This window comes from Mesorhizobium sp. B2-8-5 (genome assembly GCF_006440675.2).
GTDB lineage: Bacteria > Pseudomonadota > Alphaproteobacteria > Rhizobiales > Rhizobiaceae > Mesorhizobium.
Genome location: NZ_CP083951.1, coordinates 2,144,988 through 2,167,017 on the forward strand (window position 1 = coordinate 2,144,988; position 22,030 = coordinate 2,167,017).

The 22,030-nt window shown below is 63.7% G+C and carries 20 protein-coding genes; 15 read left to right on the forward strand and 5 right to left on the reverse strand.

The window, feature by feature from the left end:
* Positions 1 to 29: 29 nt before the first annotated feature.
* Genes FJ430_RS10360 through FJ430_RS10380 form a run of 5 tightly spaced genes read left to right on the forward strand, consistent with a single transcriptional unit; the run spans position 30 to position 4,019 of the window.
* Positions 30 to 968, forward strand: coding sequence for a FliM/FliN family flagellar motor switch protein (locus tag FJ430_RS10360; protein WP_140707031.1), 939 nt, complete (start codon positions 30 to 32; stop codon positions 966 to 968).
* A gap of 30 nt (positions 969 to 998) precedes the next feature.
* Positions 999 to 1,391, forward strand: a complete 393-nt coding sequence (gene fliN, locus FJ430_RS10365; RefSeq protein ID WP_140642101.1) for a flagellar motor switch protein FliN — start codon at positions 999 to 1,001, stop codon at positions 1,389 to 1,391.
* Between the two features lie 43 nt (positions 1,392 to 1,434).
* Positions 1,435 to 2,457 (forward strand): flagellar motor switch protein FliG, encoded by a 1,023-nt coding sequence (locus tag FJ430_RS10370; RefSeq protein WP_140651622.1) that lies wholly within the window; start codon positions 1,435 to 1,437, stop codon positions 2,455 to 2,457.
* Positions 2,458 to 2,481: 24 nt separating this feature from the next.
* Positions 2,482 to 3,564 carry a flagellar biosynthesis protein FlhB gene (flhB, locus tag FJ430_RS10375; protein ID WP_140651624.1) on the forward strand — a complete coding sequence of 361 codons (1,083 nt, stop codon included), beginning with the start codon at positions 2,482 to 2,484 and terminating at the stop codon, positions 3,562 to 3,564.
* Between the two features lie 17 nt (positions 3,565 to 3,581).
* Positions 3,582 to 4,019: a hypothetical protein gene (locus FJ430_RS10380; RefSeq protein WP_140642095.1), complete on the forward strand. Its 438-nt coding sequence runs from the start codon at positions 3,582 to 3,584 to the stop codon at positions 4,017 to 4,019.
* Between the two features lie 61 nt (positions 4,020 to 4,080).
* Here FJ430_RS10380 and FJ430_RS10385 read toward each other — a convergent pair whose 3' ends face one another.
* Together FJ430_RS10385 and FJ430_RS10390 are read right to left on the reverse strand one after the other, a co-directional pair.
* Positions 4,081 to 4,851 carry a helix-turn-helix transcriptional regulator gene (locus FJ430_RS10385; RefSeq protein ID WP_140707033.1) on the reverse strand — a complete coding sequence of 257 codons (771 nt, stop codon included), beginning with the start codon at positions 4,849 to 4,851 and terminating at the stop codon, positions 4,081 to 4,083.
* Positions 4,848 to 5,558 (reverse strand): helix-turn-helix transcriptional regulator, encoded by a 711-nt coding sequence (locus FJ430_RS10390; protein ID WP_140707035.1) that lies wholly within the window; start codon positions 5,556 to 5,558, stop codon positions 4,848 to 4,850. Before FJ430_RS10390 ends, FJ430_RS10385 begins: the two co-directional genes overlap by 4 nt.
* A 538-nt stretch (positions 5,559 to 6,096) precedes the next feature.
* Here FJ430_RS10390 and FJ430_RS10395 point away from each other — a divergent pair.
* Together FJ430_RS10395 and FJ430_RS10400 are read left to right on the forward strand one after the other, a co-directional pair.
* Entirely contained in the window at positions 6,097 to 7,191 is a 1,095-nt protein-coding gene (locus FJ430_RS10395) for an IS4 family transposase (RefSeq protein WP_226892111.1), read from the forward strand.
* Positions 7,192 to 7,288: 97 nt separating this feature from the next.
* Positions 7,289 to 8,383: an IS4 family transposase gene (locus tag FJ430_RS10400; RefSeq protein WP_226892134.1), complete on the forward strand. Its 1,095-nt coding sequence runs from the start codon at positions 7,289 to 7,291 to the stop codon at positions 8,381 to 8,383.
* 99 nt (positions 8,384 to 8,482) lie between these two features.
* On the opposite strand, the gene FJ430_RS10405 is transcribed toward FJ430_RS10400, so the two are convergent.
* Together FJ430_RS10405 and FJ430_RS10410 are read right to left on the reverse strand one after the other, a co-directional pair.
* On the reverse strand, positions 8,483 to 9,514 hold the full coding sequence (locus FJ430_RS10405) for a histone deacetylase family protein (RefSeq protein WP_140708381.1): 1,032 nt from the start codon (positions 9,512 to 9,514) through the stop codon (positions 8,483 to 8,485).
* 43 nt (positions 9,515 to 9,557) lie between these two features.
* Entirely contained in the window at positions 9,558 to 10,211 is a 654-nt protein-coding gene (locus FJ430_RS10410) for a TetR/AcrR family transcriptional regulator (RefSeq protein ID WP_140708379.1), read from the reverse strand.
* A gap of 250 nt (positions 10,212 to 10,461) precedes the next feature.
* Between FJ430_RS10410 and FJ430_RS10415 the strand changes: the two genes are divergently transcribed.
* From FJ430_RS10415 to FJ430_RS10450, 8 genes are all read left to right on the forward strand, one after another.
* Positions 10,462 to 12,129 (forward strand): amidohydrolase, encoded by a 1,668-nt coding sequence (locus FJ430_RS10415; RefSeq protein ID WP_140708377.1) that lies wholly within the window; start codon positions 10,462 to 10,464, stop codon positions 12,127 to 12,129.
* Positions 12,130 to 12,268: 139 nt separating this feature from the next.
* Positions 12,269 to 13,369 (forward strand): ABC transporter ATP-binding protein, encoded by a 1,101-nt coding sequence (locus FJ430_RS10420; RefSeq protein ID WP_140648102.1) that lies wholly within the window; start codon positions 12,269 to 12,271, stop codon positions 13,367 to 13,369.
* A complete protein-coding gene (locus FJ430_RS10425) occupies positions 13,369 to 14,316 on the forward strand; it encodes an ABC transporter permease (RefSeq protein ID WP_140708375.1) in 948 nt (315 codons plus the stop codon). Before FJ430_RS10420 ends, FJ430_RS10425 begins: the two co-directional genes overlap by 1 nt.
* Positions 14,309 to 15,121: an ABC transporter permease gene (locus FJ430_RS10430; RefSeq protein WP_140653184.1), complete on the forward strand. Its 813-nt coding sequence runs from the start codon at positions 14,309 to 14,311 to the stop codon at positions 15,119 to 15,121. The genes FJ430_RS10425 and FJ430_RS10430 overlap by 8 nt, the downstream gene beginning before the upstream one ends.
* A 44-nt stretch (positions 15,122 to 15,165) precedes the next feature.
* On the forward strand, positions 15,166 to 16,194 hold the full coding sequence (locus FJ430_RS10435) for an extracellular solute-binding protein (protein WP_181167048.1): 1,029 nt from the start codon (positions 15,166 to 15,168) through the stop codon (positions 16,192 to 16,194).
* Between the two features lie 67 nt (positions 16,195 to 16,261).
* Complete coding sequence (locus FJ430_RS10440) at positions 16,262 to 17,458, forward strand: serine hydrolase domain-containing protein (RefSeq protein WP_140708373.1); 1,197 nt, start codon at positions 16,262 to 16,264, stop codon at positions 17,456 to 17,458.
* 28 nt (positions 17,459 to 17,486) lie between these two features.
* The gene (locus FJ430_RS10445) at positions 17,487 to 18,665 is read left to right on the forward strand and encodes a serine hydrolase domain-containing protein (RefSeq protein WP_140708371.1); all 1,179 of its coding nucleotides are present in this window, start codon (positions 17,487 to 17,489) and stop codon (positions 18,663 to 18,665) included.
* Positions 18,666 to 18,786: 121 nt separating this feature from the next.
* Complete coding sequence (locus FJ430_RS10450) at positions 18,787 to 21,105, forward strand: Tex family protein (protein WP_140708369.1); 2,319 nt, start codon at positions 18,787 to 18,789, stop codon at positions 21,103 to 21,105.
* On the opposite strand, the gene FJ430_RS10455 is transcribed toward FJ430_RS10450, so the two are convergent.
* Positions 21,106 to 22,017 carry a LysR family transcriptional regulator gene (locus FJ430_RS10455; protein WP_140708367.1) on the reverse strand — a complete coding sequence of 304 codons (912 nt, stop codon included), beginning with the start codon at positions 22,015 to 22,017 and terminating at the stop codon, positions 21,106 to 21,108.
* Positions 22,018 to 22,030 lie beyond the last annotated feature (13 nt).

Genomic DNA, 22,030 nt, shown 5'->3' on the forward strand with positions numbered 1-22,030 from the left:
CTGCATCCGAGACAGGGCCGCCTGCCGTCATGACAAGTCCGGGCAGTCCTTCGCAAACCCGGGAGTTGATCATCGAGCGGCTCGTCGGCGACAGCGGCGAGGCGGCGCAGGTGATCGGCGTCGGCCGCGGCATGGCCGAGCGGGCGCTGCCGGTGCTGCAGAAGGCGCTTGCGGGCGAGCTCGGCGCGCCAGTGATCGTCGATCTGCAAGTGGTGGAGGTCGGCCGCGTTCCCGAGGCGCGTTCGCGCGCCGGCGATGCCTTTGCGCTGACCGTTGTTGCCTCGCCGGCCTCGGCCGACGCCATGACGCTGGTGATGGATGCGCAAGCGGTCGCCGTCATGGTGAGCGCGCTGTTCGGCGGCGATCCCGACCAGCCGGTGGCGCCGATCGAGCGCGACCTGTCGCAGATCGAGGCCGACGTCGCGACCAGTGTGTTCCAGGAGGTCGCGACGGCACTCAACGGATCCGGCAAACGTTCGCTCGAGCTGCGCCTGCCGGTGCCGAAAGCAATATCCGGCAACGATGCGAGGCGGCGGGTGCTGCGCGACGGCGCCGCCGTGCGCATCGTCTATGGCCTGTCGACGCCGTCCGACAGCGGCACGCTCACGGTGATGATCCCGCAGCGCCTGCTGCTTTCCTCGCGCAGCGGCGACGTCGCCACGGGCGAGGACGGCGAGACCACGGAATTCGACTGGCGGGCCCGCTTCTCCGAAGAGGTGATGCGCTCGACCGTCCGGCTCGAAGCGACGATGCCGCTTGCCCGGCTGACGCTCGGCGACCTCGCCGCGTTCGAACCCGGCCAGGTGATCGAATTCGAGGAGAACGCGCAGCTCAATGCCAGGCTCAGCGCCCGCGACAAGACACTGTTTGTCTGCGAGTTCGGCAAGCTGGGGCAGAATTACACCGTCCGCATCAGTCATCCGCATGATGCCGGGCAGGATTTCATCGACGGACTGATGCCGGGCTGACGCCAGGCCCGGGATTCATGGAGACGAAGCATGGCAGCGACAAATGTGGAAGCCGAGGCCGAAACGGAAACCGGCCAACCTAACGAGCAGCTTGATCGCGCTATCGAAGAACTGCGCGGCGTGCTCCGTGAAGAGGAGGGCCGTCCGGATGCTGCGCTTCGGTCTGGCGCCAATTCCTCGATCATCATGACCATTCCGGTAGACGTGCAGATCATCCTCGGCAGCACGGAGATGCCTGTGTCGGAGTTGATGGCACTGCAGAAGGGTTCCACCGTCGCGCTCAATCGCCGCATCGGCGAGCCGGTCGACGTGGTGGTCAACGGCCGCAGAATAGCGCGCGGCGAGATCACGGTGCTGGAAAGCGATCCAACGCGTTTCGGCATCCGGCTCACCGAAATCATCGCCGCGACGAAGAGCGCCTGAGAATGGCCGGCGAGCGGACCAATCGGCAGCGAGGACAGCACGCATGACGACGGCATTGGCGCTCACACGTCCGCAAAAGGCGGCGGCCATATTGGTGGCCATGGGCAAGCCCGCGGCCAGCCGCCTGCTCAAATTCTTCAAACAGGACGAGTTGAAGGCGCTGATCGAGGGCGCGCGTCTCTTACGCACCATTCCACAGGCCGACCTGGAGCGCATCGTCGCCGAGTTCGAAGCCGAGTTCACCGAGGGCGCCGGCCTGCTCGATTCAGCCGACCGGATGGATACGATCCTGAACGAATCGCTGTCGCCCGAGGAGATGAGTGCCATCATGGGCGAAAAGAAGTTCGAGCCGGTTCCGGAAGGACCGCCGCCGATATGGCCGGACCTCGAGAAGCTCGAGCCGGCGCGGCTTGGCGGCTTCCTTGCCGGCGAGCATCCGCAGACGTCGGCCATGGTGCTTTCGAAGCTCGCGTCGCAGACGGCCGCCAACGTGCTGCTCACCATGGAAAAACCGATGCGCAGCCAGATCATCAAGCGCATGGTGACAATGGCCAACATCCCGGACGCGGCATCGCGGATCGTCGAGAACCAGCTGCGCGTGAGCGTGCTGTCGCAGAAGGCCAGCAGGGACACGTCCGCCGGCCAGGAACGCGTCGCCAGCATGCTCAACGAAATGGCGAAGCCGGAACTGGACGACCTCATGCAGGATCTGGAGGATCTCGGCACGCCCGATCTCGCCGGCGTCAGGTCGCGGCTGTTCGCCTTCGACGATCTGCCGCTGCTGCCGCAGAAAGCCCGGGTTTTGCTGTTCGACGGGCTATCGACCGAGCTCGTCACGCTGGCGCTGCGCGGCGCGGCGCCGGAACTCGCCGAATCGGCGCTCTCGGCGATCGGCGCGCGCTCTCGCCGCATGATCGAATCCGAACTCGGACAGGGATCGGAAGGCATTGCGCTTGCCGACATCATGGCGGCGCGCAAGAGCATATCGGTCGCCGCCATCCGGCTGTCGCGCGAAGGAGCCTTCGAGCTGCCCTCGACGCAGACCGCCGCCGCCGAAGCCGCTTGACGATAATCACCCGGTCAGAGCGCCATGGCTGAAGCGGTCGACAAGGATTCCAAAACAGAGGAAGCCACAGAAAAGAAGATCCGCGACACGATCGAACAGGGCAAGCTGCCCCATTCGCGTGAGACCGCGATCTTTGCGTCCTTCCTCGCCATACTGGTTTTCGCCGTCTTCTATGCCAAGGACGCGATCGTCGATCTCGGCATGTTCCTGTCGACGTTCCTGGAAAAGCCGGAAGCCTGGCCGATGGACACCGAGACCGACGTCATTTCGCTCTACAAGCAGGTCATGGTCGAGATCGGCGGCGCCGTCGTCAGCCTGCTGGTGCTGCTGACGGTTGCCGGCATCGGCGCCTCGGTGTTCCAGAACATGCCGCAAATCGTCGGCGAGCGGATCAGGCCGCAGCTGTCGCGCATCTCGATCGCCAAGGGCTGGAGCCGGATGTTCGGCGTGCAGGGGTGGGTCGAATTCCTGAAGTCGCTGGCCAAGCTCGGCTTCGCTATCGCGGTGTTGACCTTCACGCTCTCGGAAGATCATCGCAAGCTGCTCGCCGGCATGATCACCAATCCGGTCTCGTTCGGTCTGGTCATACGCGGCATCTTCGTCGACATATTGGTGGCGATCGTCTTCGTCATGGGGCTGATCGCGGTGGTCGACATCGTCTGGTCGCGTTTCCACTGGCGGAGCGACCTGCGCATGACCAAACAGGAAGTAAAGGACGAGATGAAGCAGTCGGAAGGCGATCCGATCGTCAAGTCGCGGCTGCGCTCGCTGGCGCGCGACCGGGCGCGCAAGCGCATGATGACGGCCGTGCCGCGCGCGACGCTGGTGATCGCCAACCCGACGCACTATTCGATCGCGCTGAAATATGTGCGGGAGGAAGATTCCGCGCCGATCGTGCTGGCCAAGGGGCAGGACCTGGTGGCGCTCAAGATCCGCGAGATCGCCAGGGAGAACAACATCCCGATCTTCGAGGACGTGGCGCTCGCGCGCTCCATGTACAAGCAAGTTTCGGTTGATAGCGTGATCCCGTCGCAATTCTACCAGGCCGTCGCCGAGTTGGTGCGGATCGTCTACTCGAAGAAGGCCACGCGCAAAGCAACCCAATGAACGGACGCCGCTAATCCATGGACCGGCAACCACACGCCAACTCCCGCGAGCTGATCGTCGCCAGCGCCATCGAGCCCGTGGTGGGCGAATTGAGGCTCATCGACGTTGCCGACTATATCGCCTTCATCCGGCTCGAGCATTTCGCCTGCCTCTCGGACCTGGTGGACTCGGCGGCCGAGCTTTACTTCCGGCCGGGCAAGCTGCGGCTCGGCCATGGGGGCGAGGCGCATGTCGACTGGAGCGGCAGCCCGCGCATCGTGCTCGATCTCGAGCTGCGCCCGCGCGGCGTGACGGTCTATTTCCAGCTGACGCTGACCGAGCACGAGGCGTCCGTGGTGGTCAACTACGTGTCGTTCGAGAAGCCCGGCGAGACGCCCGAGCACAACACGGCCTTGCTCGAGGACGCGATCGAAGAGGCTCGCATCCGCAGGACCGAGCCGCTCGCATTCCCCTGACGATTTGATTGCAGCCGTGCCAATCTCGCTGCAGCGCGTTTACAGCGCCGCGGCTGTGTAGCTATTCGATCAGGCCGAGCCGCAACGCCTTGGCGACCGCCTGGTTGCGGTTGACCGCGTTGAGCTTCTGCGTCGACTGGGTGAGGTACTGGTTGGCGGTATGCACCGAGAGCTTGAGGAGCTTGGCGATCTCCTCGCTGGTGTTGCCGTTGGCGGTCAGCTTGAGGCATTCGAGTTCGCGCTTGGAGATCGAGCGCGTCCTGCCGGTGTCGCCGGGGCGGATGCGGGCGACCGCCGCGAAAAGCGCGAAGGAGCGGGCATGGATCTCGCACAGCATGTCGTCGGACAGCGCGATCTCCGAGCCCAGGAAGACGACCAGCCCGCATTGGCCGCGATCGGCATGCACCGGAAAGGCGATGCCGTTGGTGCCGGGCGCCAGCGGCGCGGTCGGCTCGGCCCAGGCGAGCGGCTGAAAGGCGTGCCGCGATCCGGCGGCGCCGTCGTCGGCCCACCAGCGCGGCGCCGTCGAGATGCGGCTGTGGCGCACCATATCCTCGCCATTGGCGCCGGAGATGAATTTGGTCGCGACCGCGGTGCCGGGATAGTCGGAATCGAAACACGCCACGAGACGCGCGCGCTCGGGCGACGGGCTGACGAAATAGAGGCCGAAGGCCGAGGCGTTGATATCGACGGCGATCCAGCGGCAGCGACGCACGGCATCCGGAATGGTGACCGCGTGATGGGTCTCCGAGCCGAGCGAGAAGGCGCCGAACGGATTGCATTGATCGTTGAAAAGGGCCGCGGCGGCCTCTTTGACCTGTGCGTGCTTCAAATGATGCCGCTCCTGATCGCGGTCGCGATCGCCATCGCGCGGTTGCTGGCCGCGAACTTCTGGATGGCGTGCGTGATGTAGCTGTTGACGGTGTTCGACGAGACACCGAGGATGACGGCCACCTCGTCGGTGGTCTTGCCTTCCGAAACCCAGAACAGGCATTCGCGCTCGCGGTCCGACAGCGGATCCTGCATGGACGCCGCGGCGATCAGCTGCGGAATGCTGGAAAGCGCATAGCAGCATTTGATCTGCGCCTTCATCAGGGCGGCCAGGTCGATCTTGCCCGCCTCGGCGGCTGAGAACAGCACGAACAGGCGCTGCCGGCCGACATTGAGCCGCAACGAATAGATTTCGGCGTGGCCGAGCACGTCGAGCAGGCGGGCTTCCTCGCCGGTCAGCAATGCGCCGGCGTCGGGCGCGTGCGCCGCCACCAGCGGCTTCGGGCGTACGCCCGGCGCCACGGTCAAGGGGCCCAGCGCCAGGTTGGCAATCAGCCTTTTGCCGATCAGCTCTATGCCGTCGAAGATCCAGTTCGAGGAGACGATGCGCGCATCGTTGCGGTCCTGGTCGTGCACGATGGCGACCAGCATGTAGCTGTCGGCGCTGATATCGGCGGCAAGCTGCATGAAGAAACTGGTGAGATCGCCGCGCGATGTCAGGCGCGAGCCTGAAGCGTCGGGTTGGAGAAGCGCGGCGGAACTGCTCATTTTAATTCTTGGATTCTTGCCGGAATCGATCCTTGTGCCCGGTGCTGGCAAAACCAGCGGCCGGACCCGAAACGCGTCACGTTTACGAAGACACACCCACGGGCGCGAACGGCGCCCAACCGCGCCGAATCCCTCTAGGGAACGCGAAACCGTCCGCGTCTGGTACCAGCCTGGCGCCGGAACTTGAGACTTTGGGTGGTCGCCGCGCCCCCCATGGACCGGCTGATTCGGGTCTAATCTACCCGCAGATGAATCCGACATCAAACGCGATTTGACAAAATCGAATCCGGTGGACTCGCTTTGCGACTCAGCAGCCGGTCTTCGCGTTACTTGGCGGTGATTTCACAGTCGAATTGAGCCGATGATTTCGCGGCGGGGTCGCAAAAATACGCCCCCGGTTGCATCCAAGGGCGTATCTCCTTGACGGGGATTGGCTTAAAGCGCGTCGCGCTGAAACGGATTCCACAGTACACGACGCAAGGGTGAGGACGGCTTGAAGTGATTTGATTGGAGGATTCTTCGCCAAAAGGATCCGCCGATGCCGATCACGATTCACACCGCCCTCATCGAGACCCTAAGCCGTCATTTTGCACTGCGCAATTCGCGCCTGGAAACACTCGCGGTTCTGATCATCGGCATGGTTCAAGGCCGCACGGTCAATCTGAGCCATGTGGCGAGCCAGTTTCCGGGGGCCGCGCAACACGGGTCGAACTATCGCCGCCTGCAGCGCTTCTTCCAGTCGATCCGGCTGGATCAGGCACTCGTCGCGCAGCTCGTCGTGCGCATGCTGAACCTGTCGCGGCCCAAATGCCTGGCGCTCGATCGCACCAGCTGGAAGGTCGGCTGCAAGGACATCAACATTCTCATGCTGGCCATCGTGACGCGACGCTTTCGCGTACCGCTGCTGTGGACGGTGCTCGACCACCAGGGCAACAGCAATACGCACCAGCGCATCGAGTTGATGCGGCGCTATCTCGACCTGTTCGGCGCGGCTTCGATCGAACTGCTGCTCGCCGACCGCGAGTTCATCGGCGCCGATTGGGTCAAATTCCTGATGCAAAACAAGGTCCCGTTTGCCATTCGCGTCAAGGTCGGCCAGTGCGTCGCCCTGGCCGATGGAAAGCTCTGGACACTCCAGACCCTGCTGAGAAAGCGCCGCAAGAGCCGCAGCGTCACGACGCTTGAGGCCGGCCTGCCGGCTGCATCCGTCCGTTTATCCTTCGCTGCCAAATGGATCGACGGCAGAAAAGGCCAGCAGGGCGAATGGCTCATCGTCATGACCAACAGCCAGGACGCCAAGGCCGCCATCATAGCCTACAAGAGCCGTTGGGCCGTCGAATGCCTGTTCGGCGATGCCAAGACCCGCGGCTTCAACATCGAAGACACCAGAATGACCGCGCCAGACAAGATCGATACCCTGACAGCCATTCTCGCCATCGCAATCACATGGGCCTATCGATGTGCAACCCAAACCATGGGTATGAAGGCCATCAAGCGAAAGGCCCACGGCCGACGCGAAAAGTCATGGTTCCGCATCGGACTAGACGCCCTCAGGGCATGGATCAACTTCTCACCCCAAAACGCTCTAACCGCATGGCTCAGCGCTTTCCCTAAGACCATCAAAACCCAATGAGTCGTGTACTGTGAACGGATTCCACAGTACACGACGCAAGGGTGAGGACGGCTTGAAGTGATTTGATTGGAGGATTCTTCGCCAAAAGGATCCGCCGATGCCGACCACGATTCACACCGCCCTCATCGAGACCCTAAGCCGTCATTTTGCACTGCGCAATTCGCGCCTGGAAACACTCGCGGTTCTGATCATCGGCATGGTTCAAGGCCGCACGGTCAATCTGAGCCATGTGGCGAGCCAGTTTCCGGGGGCCGCGCAACACGGGTCGAACTATCGCCGCCTGCAGCGCTTCTTCCAGTCGATCCGGCTGGATCAGGCACTCGTCGCGCAGCTCGTCGTGCGCATGCTGAACCTGTCGCGGCCCAAATGCCTGGCGCTCGACCGCACCAGCTGGAAGGTCGGCTGCAAGGACATCAACATTCTCATGCTGGCCATCGTGACGCGACGCTTTCGCGTACCGCTGCTGTGGACGGTGCTCGACCACCAGGGCAACAGCAACACGCACCAGCGCATCGAGTTGATGCGGCGCTATCTCGACCTGTTCGGCGCGGCTTCGATCGAACTGCTGCTCGCCGACCGCGAGTTCATCGGCGCCGATTGGGTCAAATTCCTGATGCAAAACAAGGTCCCGTTTGCCATTCGCGTCAAGGTCGGCCAGTGCGTCGCCCTGGCCGATGGAAAGCTCTGGACACTCCAGACCCTGCTGAGAAAGCGCCGCAAGAGCCGCAGCGTCACGACGCTTGAGGCCGGCCTGCCGGCTGCATCCGTCCGTTTATCCTTCGCTGCCAAATGGATCGACGGCAGAAAAGGCCAGCAGGGCGAATGGCTCATCGTCATGACCAACAGCCAGGACGCCAAGGCCGCCATCATAGCCTACAAGAGCCGTTGGGCCGTCGAATGCCTGTTCGGCGATGCCAAGACCCGCGGCTTCAACATCGAAGACACCAGAATGACCGCGCCAGACAAGATCGATACCCTGACAGCCATTCTCGCCATCGCAATCACATGGGCCTATCGATGTGCAACCCAAACCATGGGTATGAAGGCCATCAAGCGAAAGGCCCACGGCCGACGCGAAAAGTCATGGTTCCGCATCGGACTAGACGCCCTCAGGGCATGGATCAACTTCTCACCCCAAAACGCTCTAACCGCATGGCTCAGCACTTTCCCTAAGACCATCAAAACCCAATGAGTCGTGTACTGTGGAACGGATTCAGGCGACGCGCTTTAAGGCTTTGTTTTCATGCATGTCGTTATCGCAAAACCGCTGCACACTTTTGCGCGACACGCATTAGCGATCCTCGAAGCCGGTCAGCACGCCGACGGTGTTGATGCCGATCTCTTCGACGGCGTAGCCGCCCTCCATGACGAACAGAGTGGACAGGCCGAGCCTGGCGATGCGGCGGCCGATCTTGGGATAGTCCTCGCTCTTCAGCTTGAACTGGCTGATCGGATCCTTCTCGAAAGTGTCGACGCCGAGCGAGACGATGACGACATCGGGGGCGTAGGCCGCGAGCCTGGCGCAGGCGTCCTCCAGCGACGCGCTCCAGCCGTCCCAGTTGGTGCCGAAGGGCATCGGGTAATTGACGTTGAAACCTTCGCCTTCGCCTTCGCCGCGCTCGTCGGCATGACCGAGGAAGAAGGGATACTCGACCATCGGGTCGCCATGCAGGTTGAGGACCTGGATGTCGCCGCGGCGGTAGAAGATCTCCTGCGTGCCGTTGCCGTGATGGTAGTCGACATCGAGGATCGAGACGCGTTTGGCGCCCTGATCGCGATACCACTGCGCGACGACGGCGGCGTTGTTGATGAAGCAGTAGCCGCCCATGAAGGCAGCGCCGGCGTGATGGCCGGGCGGGCGGCAGAGCGCGAAGGCGGTGCGCTCGCCGCCCTTGACCAGTGCGGCGGCGGTCAGCGCGACGTCATAGGAGGACTTGATCGCCGCCCAGGTGCCTTCGACGAAGGTGGCGCCGGCGTCGAAGGAATAATAGCCGAGCAAGGCATCGACGCGCTTCGGCGGCACGTCGCCGCGCAGGCCGCGCGTCGGCCAGGTGAAGCCCATGGCCGAGCCCTTGAAGCCGGCGGCAACCCATTCCGGCCACACCGTCGGCAGGAAGTCGATATAATGGGCTTCATGCACGCGTTTGGCGGCGGCGAGGTCGTGTTCGGTCGGTCCGATGATCGGCCCGAGCTTCTCGCTCTCCACCCGCGCCCTGATGAATTCGGCCCGCGACGGCTTCTCGAAACCCGGCACGATCGCCGATGTGACCAGTTCCATCTGGCCTGAATGGCCGGCATGAAGCGGCGAATAGACAGTTTTCATAGAAATTCCCCTGGAAGTGCGAAATCAGTTGGAGGTGCGAAATTCAGTCGAGATTGAGATGGGGGGTCACCAGAGCGAGCCACATGGCTTCCACATCGTCCTCGATGAGGTCGAATGTCCTGCGGTCCTTCTTCAGCCCGACAAGCCGGCAGACATGGCCGACTTCCATCATCAGCACGCCGAGCCGGCTGGCGATCTTGTCTTCGAGAGCCGGATTCACATGCTGCAGCCAGGCGGCGTAGAGGGCGATGATCTCCTTGTCATATTCGTCCTGGATCGGCCTCAGGTCGGCATTGCCGGATATGGCCTCGATCACCGGCATCAACGTGGCGTTGTCGAGATAGAGCCTGGACGTGTCGATGAAGAGCTTGCGCACTTCGCGCCGAAATTCGTCGCGGTCGGTTGGCCGGGGGACGTCGATGCGCTTCTGGATGACCTTGGGAAAAGACGACAGCCAGCGCCGGGCCAGGTCCAGAAGAATGGCCTCCTTGTTGGGAAAGTACTGATAAACCGAACCGACCGACAAGCCCGCGCGCTGCGCGATGGCGAGCGTCGTCGGCGTTCTGGTTCCTTGCTCGCGCGTCAGGATCAGCGCCGCGTCGAGAATCCTGTCGACCACCTTGCTTGACCGTTGCTGCCGCGGCTGCTTGCGCGGTTCGAGCGCTATCTTGGTCTTGCGGTCGAGACTGCGCTTCACTGCTCGTTGCCCCCGTTCCCCGCCCGGCCTCACCATCGGCGCGCGGTGCAGTCCACTATACATTCCAGATTCCGGCTGTTGACAAACGCGAATAAACAGTCGCATTCTTTATCCACGCTGTCTTCCACGATAACAAGGGGAATTTCGAAGACGGCGCATCGGCATCGGCTTTTGTTCACGGCGTCGCCCGGTGGAGCGGCGGCTCGTCGGACGTGGCGTTGTCGATCCCTCAGCAAAATGTGGAGTCGCGATGTCGGTTGCGGATGGTGGTGCGGATCTGGTGGTCGTCAACGGCCGAGTGCTGACCATGGACGATGACAATCCCGCCGCCGAGGCTGTTGCCGTCAAGGACGGCGTCATCATTGCCATCGGCGACCGCGCTTCCATCGAAGAGCTCAAGGGATCGGCGACAAAGGTTGTCGACGCCCAGGGCAGCTCCGTCCTGCCAGGCTTCATCGAAGCGCATATGCATCTCTTCGGCGGCGCGGCCGAGCTCGATAACCTGCATCTGGCGGGCGTGCACGGCTTCGACGCGCTGCGCGATGCGATCCAGGATTTCGCCGCCAGGCGCCCCGACGCCAGGCTCCTGATCGGGGCCGGCGTCGATTACGCGATCCTGCCGGAGCCGGTGACGCGCCACGATCTCGACCGCATCATTCCCGACCGTCCCTTCGCCATGTCGGCTTCGGACCACCACACGATGTGGGCGAACACCAAGGCGCTGGAAGAGGCCGGGCTGCTGCATGGCAGGCAGGTCGGACAGGGCAACGAGATCGTCATGGGCGCCGACGGACTTGCCGCGGGCGAGCTGCGCGAAGGCGAGGCCTTCGGGCCGCTCCTCGACCATTACGGGGCAAGCCGGACGCGGCTTGGCCTCGAGGGCGCCGAGCCGGATCCTTATCCTTCGGCGAAGGAACTGGCGGCCGATCGCGACCTGATGCATCGCGGCCTTGAATGGTGCGCCAAGCATGGCATCACCTCGATCCAGAACATGGACGGCAATCTCTACCAGCTCGAGCTGCTGGCCGGGCTGGAAAAAGAGGGACGGCTGCTTTGCCGCACCAAGATCCCGTTCCACTTCAAGAATTTCATGAAGCTGGACATGCTGGAAAAAGCCTCGCGGATGGCCGCGAGCTACAATTCGGAATTGCTGTCGTCCGGTATGGTCAAGGTCTTCTATGACGGCGTGCTGGATTCCTGGACGGCGGTGATGGTCGACGACTATGCCGACCGTCCCGGATGGCGCGGCGAACCACTGTTTTCGCCGGAGCATTTCGCCGAAGTGGCGGTCGAGACCGACAGGCGCGGCCTGCAGATCGCCGTGCATTCGATCGGCGACGGCGCGGTACGGGCGGTGCTCGACGGCTACCAGGCGGCGCTCAAGAAGAACGGCAGGCGCGACAGCCGGCATCGCATCGAGCATATCGAGGTGATCACGGCCTCCGACGTGCGGCGCTTCGCCGAACTCGGCGTTCTGGCGTCGATGCAGCCGGCGCATCCGCCGGGCGCGCTGAACTTTCCGATGGAGCCGACGATCTCGCGCATCGGCCGCGACAAGTGGGCGCTGAGCTATGCCTGGCGCACGCTGAAAAATGCCGGGGCGCGCGTCGTGTTCGCGTCCGACTGGCCGGTCTCGCCGGTCGATCCGATCCTGTCCATCCAGGCGGCAGTGATGCGCAAGCCTTGGGCAGAAGGCATGCCGGACCAGAGCTTCTCGCTGCAGGAAGCAATCGAGGGCTACACCGTCGAGGGCGCCTATGCGGAGTTCATGGAAGATCGCAAGGGTCGCCTCAAAACCGGATATCTTGCCGATATCGTCGTTTTGTCGGCTGATATCGAGGCGACCGCGCCGGAAGCGCTGCACACCGTGCGTCCGGTGACCACCATCTGCGGGGGCAAGATCACCTACCAAGCCTAACGATGGCATAGGAATTGCTTAATTGAATAGGGACTCGGATCGAGTCACTGCTCCGCAGTTGCCAAGCCGACCGGCTTGTGGTGACAATCAAACAGGAACACACCTGCCGACAAGAGCAGGCTCTCTCAATGGGGTAATCGTGCCGGAACAACCGGGTAAGAACGCGATTGAAGTTCGCGGTGTTCGCAAGGTCTTTGGCACCGGCGAAAACCAGGTAGCCGCTCTCGACACGGTGTCGGTGTCGATCCGCGAAAACGAGTTTTTCACTTTGCTCGGCCCGTCCGGATGCGGAAAGACGACGCTGCTGAGATTGATTGCCGGCTTCGATTTCCCGACCGCCGGCGAGATACTGCTGCACGGGCGCGACATCGCGCCGCTGCCGCCCTTCAAGCGCCCGGTCAACACTGTCTTCCAAAGCTACGCGCTCTTCCCGCACATGACGGTGGCGCAGAATATCGGCTTCGGGCTGGAAATGCTCGGCAAGCCGAAAGGAGAGACCGAAGCGCGCGTCGCCCAGATGCTGAAGCTGGTCAAGATGGAGGCGCTGAAGGCGCGCCGCACCAGCCAGATTTCGGGCGGCCAGCAGCAGCGCGTGGCGCTGGCCCGGGCGCTGGCGCCGCAGCCGAAGGTGCTTTTGCTCGACGAGCCGCTTTCTGCTCTGGACTACAAGCTGCGCAAGGAAATGCAGATCGAATTGAAGCGGCTGCAGAACGAAACCGGCATCACCTTCATCTTCGTCACCCATGACCAGGAAGAAGCGCTGACCATGTCCGACCGCATCGCGGTCATGTCGGCCGGCAAGATCCTGCAGGTCGGCACGCCGCGCGACATCTACGACCGGCCGGCCGAACGCTTCGTTGCCGACTTCATCGGCGAAACCAATTTCCTGCCTGGCACTGTGGTGTCGAAAAAGCCGGGCGTGGCGACGGTCAAGTTCGCCAGCAACGCGACGATCGCCGCGGGCTATCCGGAAGGCTTCGATCCGACCGGCGAGGTGACGCTGGTGGTGCGGCCCGAGCACGCCGACCTGGTACCCGATCCGGCCAAGGGCACGGTCGCCGGGACGCTCTCCAACATCGTCTATTTCGGCACCGACACGCATTATCATGTCAAGCTCGACGGCGGCGAGAACTTCATCGTGCGCCACCAGAACAGCCGCTCGGCGCCGGTCACCTACGAGACCGGCGCGAAGGTCGGCATCCAGTTCGAGGAGGACGCCGCCCGCGTCCTGAAAGACTGATGACGACAGCCACGCTCTCCCCGACCACGCTCTCCAAGGCCGCGTTGTTCGAAGCCCAGGCGGTGAAAACCAGCGCGCGGCGCAACCGGCTGCTGTCGCTGCCGGCGCTGATCATCATCGGCATATTCGGCGTGCTGCCGCTCCTCATCATCTGCGTCTATTCGTTCCTGGTCGCCGCGCCCTATGGCGGCGTGCAGTGGCAGTTCTCGACCGATGCCTATCTGAACTTCCTGTTCCAACGCGACATTTTCGACGACACGCTGCAGTTCACGTCGGATTTCCTGATCATCTACCTGCGCTCCTTCCTGTTCGCGGTGGTGACGACGGTGATCTGCCTGCTGCTCGGTTTCCCGACCGCCTATTTCATGGCGACCCGGCCGCCGGCGCAGCGCAACTGGTGGGTGCTTCTGATCACCATCCCGTTCTGGTCGAACCTTCTGGTCCGCACGCTGGCGATCATGTTCATCATCCGCGACGAGGGCCTGATCAACAACGCGCTGCTGGCGCTCGGCGTGATCGATAAGCCGATCACGATGCTCTACACCAATTTCGCCATCCAGCTTGGCCTGCTCTACGCCTTCCTGCCGTTCATGGTGCTGCCGCTCTATTCGAGCCTGGAGAAACTCGACTTCCGGCTGATCGAAGCCGCGTATGATCTTTACGCGACGCGCCGGCAGGTGCTGTGGCGGGTGATCATCCCGATGTCGAAGCCCGGCATCATCGCCGGCTGCCTGCTCGTCTTCATCCCGGCGCTCGGCGCCTATGTGACGCCGCTGATCCTGGGCGGCGGCGTCCACCTGATGATCGGCGATCTCATCGCGCAGCAATTCGGCTCGGGGCGCAACTGGCCGCTCGGCTGCGCGCAGGCGCTGATCCTGATGGCGGCGGTGTTGGTGGCGCTGTTCTTCTATGTCCGCAACACGTCGGGGAAAGTGCAGCATGGCTGAGCCCCGCGTCATGGACATCAAGGACCAGCCGGGCTTCCGCTCGATCGCCATCATCTGCCTGCTGGTGCTCTACGTGCCGGTGCTGATCCTGATGATCTTCTCGTTCAACAGCGGCTCGCTGGTCACGCATTGGGAAGGCGTCACGCTCAACTGGTACGGCAGCGCGCTGCGCAACGAGGAGTTCCACAGCGCGGCGCGCAACACGCTGATCATCTCGGTGACCGCGACGATCGTTTCGACGATCTGCGCGACGCTGGCAGCCATCGGCATGACGCGGGTGAAACCGTGGCGCGGCTTGGCGGCCGCTTTCATGGTCATCAACCTGCCGCTGATGGTGCCGGAGATCATCACGGCGGTGGCGACGCTTTCCTTCTTCGCGTTGATCGCCGGCACGCTCGGGCTCAATTTCGGCATCGGCAATCTGATCCTCGCCCACACCGTGTTCTGCATCCCCTTCGCCTATATGCCGATCAGGGCGCGGCTGGAGGACATGGACCTGACGCTGGAATATGCGGCGGCGGACCTCTATGCGACACCGTGGAATGCCTTCAGGCGCATCACGCTACCGCTGCTGGTCCCCGGCATCATGTCGGGCGCGGCACTTGCCTTCATCGTTTCCTTCGACGATTTCACCATCACGCAGCTCGTCGCCGGCCCCGGCCAGACGACGCTGCCCCTCTATATCTGGAACCAGATCCGACGACCGATGACGCCCGAGATCAACGCCATCTCCACCATCCTGCTCCTGGTGTCGATCCTGTTCGTCTCGGTCTCGTTCCTGATCGCGCGACGGCGCGCAAAATGACAAGGGGCTCCAACACAACAATGGGAAGGCAAGGAGAACATAAAATGTCTGCAAAACTGATGGCGGCCGTTTCCGCGGCCGTTCTGCTATCGGCAGTGCCAGCGCTCGCCGACGGCGAACTGCATATCTACAACTGGGGCGACTACACCAACCCGAAGCTGATCGAAAAGTTCGAGAAGCAGTACAACGTCAAGGTGACGCTGGACGACTACGATTCCAACGAAACCATGCTGTCCAAGGTGCGTGCCGGCAATTCCGGTTACGACATCGTCGTGCCGTCGGACTACACCGTGAAGATTATGGTCGAAGAGGGCCTGCTCGAAAAGACCGAGCCCAACGCGATGCCGAACGGCAAGAACATCGATCCGCGCTTCGTCGACGTCTATTGGGACTCCGGCCGGCACTACACCGCGCCGTGGCAGTTCGGCACGACGGCGTTCTCGGTCAACATGGACAAGTTCAAGGGCGACATCAATACGCTGGCGATCCTGTTCAACCCGCCGGACGAGCTCAAGGGCCAGATCAATGTGCTCGACGACGTCAACACCGTCATGCACGCGGCCGAGCGCTACGCCGGCGTGCCGCGCTGCGGCGCCGACAAGGCCAACCTGAAGAAAGTCAACGACATACTGATGGCCGCCAAGCCGTCGTGGAAGACCTTCAGCTATGATACCATCACCAAGATCACCTCCGGCGACGTCATCGTGTCGGAGCAGTGGAACGGCGCCAGCTACCGTTCGCGCCAGAAGATACCGGCGATCAAGTATGCCTATCCGAAGGAAGGCATCGAAGGCTGGATGGACAATGTCGCGGTGCTGAAGGGCGCCAAGAACCTCGACAACGCCAAGCTGTTCCAGGACTTCGTCATGGCGCCCGAGAACGCGGCGTTGATCTCGGAGTTCGCCGGCTACGACAATGGCATCGCCGGCAGCCACAAATTCCTGCCTACGGAATTCGCCAACTCGCCGGAAATCAGCCCTCCGGCCGGTTCGCCGACGCCGGAATTCGTGCCGCCGTGCTCGCCGGACGTGGTGGAGATCTACAACAAGATCTGGACCAACCTACGCAAATAATTTTGCCGGAACGCATGAAGGAGGGGAGGCTCCGGCCTCCCTTTCTTGTGTCTGCCGGGAGGACACTATGACATCTTATCGCAACTCCGAGCCGCGGCCGCCGATCATGCAGGGCTCGCCGCCGAAGCTGGTGCCACCGAAGCTCGATTGGGACCGGCCGCCCTGGAACCGCTGGGCCTTCCAGCACATCCGCGAATTCCTGCCGACGGTCGAGGTCTGGCGCGGCAGCGGCCATCGCCATCGCCTGGAGCGCAACGAAGTCGACCTCGATGGGTTGGCTGTCGTGGACAGCAACGGGGCGCCGACGACGCTCGCCGGCTTGCTCGACGAAACCTATGCCGACGGCTTCCTGGTGCTGAAGGACGGCAAGATCGCCTATGAACGCTATTTCAACGGCATGGACGAGCGCACGCTGCATCTGTCGCAGTCGATGGCGAAATCGGTCACCGGCGCGGTGTGCGGCATCCTGGTCGGGCGCGGCTTGATCGATCCCGGCAAGCTGGTCACCGATTATCTGCCGGAACTCGGCGAGACTGGCTGGGCCGGCGCCACCGTGCAGCACGTGCTCGACATGACGACGGGCGTGCGCTTTTCCGAGGAATACACCGACCGATATTCCGAGATCGGCCAGGTCGACGTCGCGACCGGCTGGAAGCCGATCCCGCCGGGCAGCGATCCGGACTTCGCCTGGCCGTCGCACCTGTTCGAGCTGATCCTGCGGCTGAAGGACAGAGTGCGCCCGCATGGCGAGGCCTTCGAATACCGCTCGATCGAGACCGACGTGCTCGCCTTCATCACGGAACGGGTGAGCGGCAAGCGACTGGCGCAGCTCGTCTCGGAAGAACTCTGGCAGAAGCTCGGCGCCGACGAGAGCGCCTGCTTCACCGTCGACAGCGCCGGCTACGCGCTGGCCGATGGCGGCTTCAACGCGACGCTGCGCGACTATGGCCGCTTCGGACAACTGATCCTCGACAATGGCGGCGGCGTGATCCCGGCCGAGTGGATCGAGGCGACACGCACCGGCAAGCATGGGCCGAATTTCAGCCCGAGCCTGCCTGACGGCAGCTACCGCAACCAGTTCTGGATCGAGGATTCGCGCTCGCGCTCGCTGATGTGCCGCGGCGTGTTCGGCCAATTGATCCATATGAGCTGGGAACACAGGATGGTCGTGGTGAAGCTTTCGACCTATCCGGATTTCGTCAACTCCGCCTATTCGGTGGCGACGCAGAAGGCGGTGCACGCCATCGCCGCCGCTCTGGCCTGAAACCGCAAGTAAAATCCGGGAGAGTGTCATGACCGGCAAGACCGCGTTCGAGGCCCAGTACGGCTTTGCCCGCAAGGATGTGCGGCTCGAAACCTGGCGGCTGGCACCGTTCAACCGATGGTCCTTCCAGAATGTCGGCGAACTGGTGCCAAGCGCGCATGTCGCGGCGGCGCCCCGCGGCGAGGAGCAGGCGAAATCGCTCGGCGCATTGCTTGAGGAAAAGATACCGCTCGCCGGCGGCAGCGAAACCGTCGAGAGCTTCCTGAAGCGTTCCGACACGGACGGGCTGACGATCCTCAAGGCGGGCAAGCTGGTCGGCGACTGGTCGGCGCCGCATATGCCGTTCGGAGCCCGCCACATCATCTTTTCGATCAGCAAGTCGGTGACGGCGATCCTGGCGGGCATATTGGAGGGCGAAGGAGTGTTCGACCCCAGCGCGCCGGTTACAGAATACATTCCCGAAGCCAGGGGCTCGGCCTATGGCGATGCCAGCGCGCGCAACGTGCTCGACATGACGGTCAGCCTCGATTTCGAGGAAGCCTATCTCGATCCGGAGAGCGCTTTCGCCCGCTACCGCCGCTCGACGTTGTGGAACCCCGGCGGCGGGTCGGAGAGCCTCGCGGCGTTCCTGACGACGATCCAGCGCCTTGCCGAGCCGCACGGCCAGACCTATCGCTACCGCTCGCCCAATTCCGATGTGCTCGGCATCCTGGTCGAGCGCGCTTCCGGCAAGCGCGTCAGCCAATTGCTCAGCGAGAAACTGTGGCAGCCGCTCGGTGCCGCAAGCGAAATGTCGGTGACGGTCGACATGGAAGGCACGGCGCGCACCGCCGGTGGCATGTCGATGACGCCGCGCGACCTTGCCCGTATCGGCGAGATGGTGCGGCAGGGCGGCACGGCCAATGGCCGCCGCATCGTCCCGGAGGCCTGGGTGCGCGACACGGTCGCCACCGGCGGCAGCCATGAAGCCTGGCAGCGCGGCACGATGGCGTTCCTGTTCCCGAAGGGGCGCTACCGCAACAAATGGTACCAGACCGGCAATGACAGCGGCGCCTTCTGCGGCATCGGCATCCACGGCCAGTGGCTCTACGTCAATCCGAAGGCGGAAGTTGTCATCGCCAAGATGTCGTCGCAGCCGGAGCCGGTGGACGACAAGCTGGACGAGGACATCGTGGCATTCCTCGCGGCGTTGAGCCGAATAGCCTGATCCGGCCTGGCGGCCGGGCTCAGCGTCTTTCCTGTGGACCTTCCTCGCTGGATGAAGCCGGCGCGGTTGGCGCGGCCGGCATCCCGGCCTATGGTCGCCGCTCTTTTCTGCAGGAACCAGCATGGCATCGGACATCAAGCGCATCGCAGCAATCATCGCGGCCGAGATCGGCGCGCGGCCGGAGCAGGCCGCGGCGGCAATCGGGCTGCTCGACGAGGGCGCGACGGTGCCGTTCGTGGCGCGTTACCGCAAGGAAGCCACCGGCGGGCTCGACGATACGCAGTTGCGCGACCTTTCCGAGCGTCTCGCCTATCTGCGCGAGCTCGATGCGCGGCGCGAGACGATCCTCGGCTCGATCCGCGAACAGGGCAAGCTGACCGAGGAGCTCGCGGCGAAGATCGCCGCCGCAGGCACCAAGGCCGAGCTCGAGGATATCTATCTCCCGTACAAGCCGAAGCGACGCACCAAGGCCGAGATCGCCAAGGAGCGTGGGCTCGGGCCGCTTGCCGAAGCAATCCTTGCCGATCGCTCGAAAGTTCCGGCCGAGCTTGCGCTCGCCTATGTCACCGAAGAGGTGGCCGACGCCAAGGCGGCGCTCGAAGGCGCGCGCGATATCCTGTCGGAGCAGTTCGCCGAAAATGCCGATCTGGTCGGCAAGCTGCGCGCCTATATGAAGGAACGCGCCTTCCTGCGCGCAAAAGTCGTCGACGGCAAGCAGGAAGCGGGCGCTAAATTCTCCGACTATTTCGACCACGTCGAGCGCTGGGCAGGCGTGCCCAGCCACCGCGCCCTGGCCATGCTGCGCGGCCGCAACGAGGAAGTGCTGTCGCTCGACATCGAGGTCGATGCCGACGATCAATCGCCGGTGAAACCGGTCGAGCGGATGATCGCCAATGCCTATGCGATCGGCGGCAGCCTGCCCGGCGACAAATGGTTGATGGACGTAGCCGGCTGGACTTGGCGGATCAAGCTGTCGCTACATCTGACGCTCGATTTGATGCGCGACCTGCGCGAGCGGGCCGAGGAAGAGGCGATCCATGTCTTTGCCCGCAACCTGAAGGACCTGCTGCTGGCCGCGCCCGCCGGCTCGCGGCCGACCATGGGGCTCGACCCAGGCATCCGCACCGGGGTCAAGGTGGCGGTTGTCGACGGCACCGGCAAGCTGGTGGCGACGACGACTGTCTATCCGTTCCCGCCGAAGAACGACGTGCGCGGCACGCAGGCCGAACTTGCCGTCCTCATCCGCCAGCACAAGGTGGAGCTGATCTCCATCGGCAACGGCACCGGCAGCCGCGAGACCGAAAAGCTGGTGGCCGACATGCTGGCGGACCTGCCGGCGGGTGCCGGACCGAAGCCGCTCAAGGTCATCGTCAGCGAAGCCGGCGCCTCGGTCTATTCCGCTTCGGCCACGGCAGCGGCGGAATTCCCGGGCCTGGATGTCTCGCTGCGCGGCGCGGTGTCCATCGCCAGGCGCCTGCAGGATCCGTTGGCCGAGTTGGTCAAGATCGAGCCGAAGTCGATCGGCGTCGGCCAATATCAGCACGATGTCGACCAGTACCGGCTCGGCCGCTCGCTGGAAGCGGTGGTCGAGGATGCGGTGAACGCCGTGGGCGTCGATCTCAACACGGCGTCGGCGCTGCTGCTGGCACGCGTTTCAGGCCTTGGCCCATCGCTTGCCGAAGCGATCGTCGCGCATCGCGACGCGACCGGGCCGTTCGCCAGCCGCAAGGACCTGCTCAAGGTCTCCCGCCTTGGACCGCGCGCGTTCGAACAATCCGCCGGCTTCCTGCGCATTGCCAATGGCAGCGAGCCGCTCGATGCCTCATCTGTGCATCCGGAAGCCTATGGCGTGGCCAAGAAGATCGTTGCCGCCTGCGGCCGCGACGTGCGCGCCCTGATGGGCGACAGCGCAGCGCTCAAGGCGCTCGACCCGCGCGTCTTCGTCGACGAGCGCTTCGGCTTGCCGACGGTGCGCGATATCCTGGCCGAACTGGAAAAGCCCGGCCGCGATCCACGCCCCGGCTTCAAGACGGCGACCTTCGCCGAGGGTGTCGACGACATCAAGGATTTGAAACCCGGCATGCAGCTCGAAGGCACCGTCACCAATGTCGCGGCCTTCGGCGCCTTCGTTGACATCGGAGTGCACCAGGACGGGCTGGTGCACGTCTCGCAACTGGCCGACCGTTTCATCAAGGACGCGCATGAGGTGGTCAAGGCCGGCGACGTGGTGAAAGTGCGCGTCGTCGATGTCGACATCAAGCGCAAGCGCATCGCGCTATCGATGCGCAAGGATGGCGGCGAGGGCGGGGTATCGCGCGGGCCGCGCGACGGTGGCGGCGGCAAGCCGGCGCCACGTGCGCCGGCGCCGCAGCGGCAGCCGGAACGGCCGGCGCAGGGAGCCTTCGGTGCGGCATTGGCCGAGGCGCTCAAGCGCAAGTAGCTACCACGCCAGGACAGCCGGCTCCTTGCCGATCTGACCCAACAGCCAGTCGCGAAAACTGGCGGCCGGCGGATGGCCGCGCTTGTCGTGCGGCACGACGAGATAATAGGCGCTGCGGCTCTGCATCGGCCGGCCGGGCGCCGGCACCAGCTGGCCGCGCTGCAGTTCGCCGGCGATCAGGATTTCCGGCAACAGCGCGACGCCGAGCCCGGCCATGCAGGCTTGGGCGACGGTGCCGAACTGCTCGAACTGCATGCCGGGACCGGTCGGCGCATCGAGCCCCTCATGCTCGAACCATTCGCTCCAGGCGCCGGGGCGCGTTGCCATATGCAGCAGCGGCATGCGGCCGATATCGGCCGGCGTGGCGATGGCGCGGGCGGCCAGGAATTCGGGCGAAACCACAGGCATCACGGTTTCGCGCACCAAAAGCGTGCAGTCTGCCTCCGGCCAGTCCGGCATGCCGTGATGAATCGCGGCGTCCAAGCGTTCGCGGGCGAAATCGAACCGTCCGATGCGGGTGGCGAAGTTGATGGTGATGTCCGGGTGGCGGGCGACGAAATCCGGGATCAGCGGCATCAGCCAGCGCGTGCCGAAGGTTGGCAGGATCGCAACATTGAGGACACCGCTATGCCGATTGCTCATCAATCCAAGTGCTGCGTCGCGCAACTGGCCAAGCGCCGAGCGCACCGCTTCGGCATAGATCTCGCCTGCGGCCGATAGCCGGACATTGCGGCTGTCGCGTTCGAACAGTCGCCGACCGAACTGCTCTTCCAACAAGCTGATCTGCCGGCTGATGGCACCTTGCGTCAGATCGAGTTCGCGGGCGGCTGCCGTGAAGGAGCCGAGGCGCGCCACTGCCTCGAAAGCGGCAAGAGCGGCGGTATTGGGTAGAAGGCGGCGCTGGACATTCATGATCTATTACTAA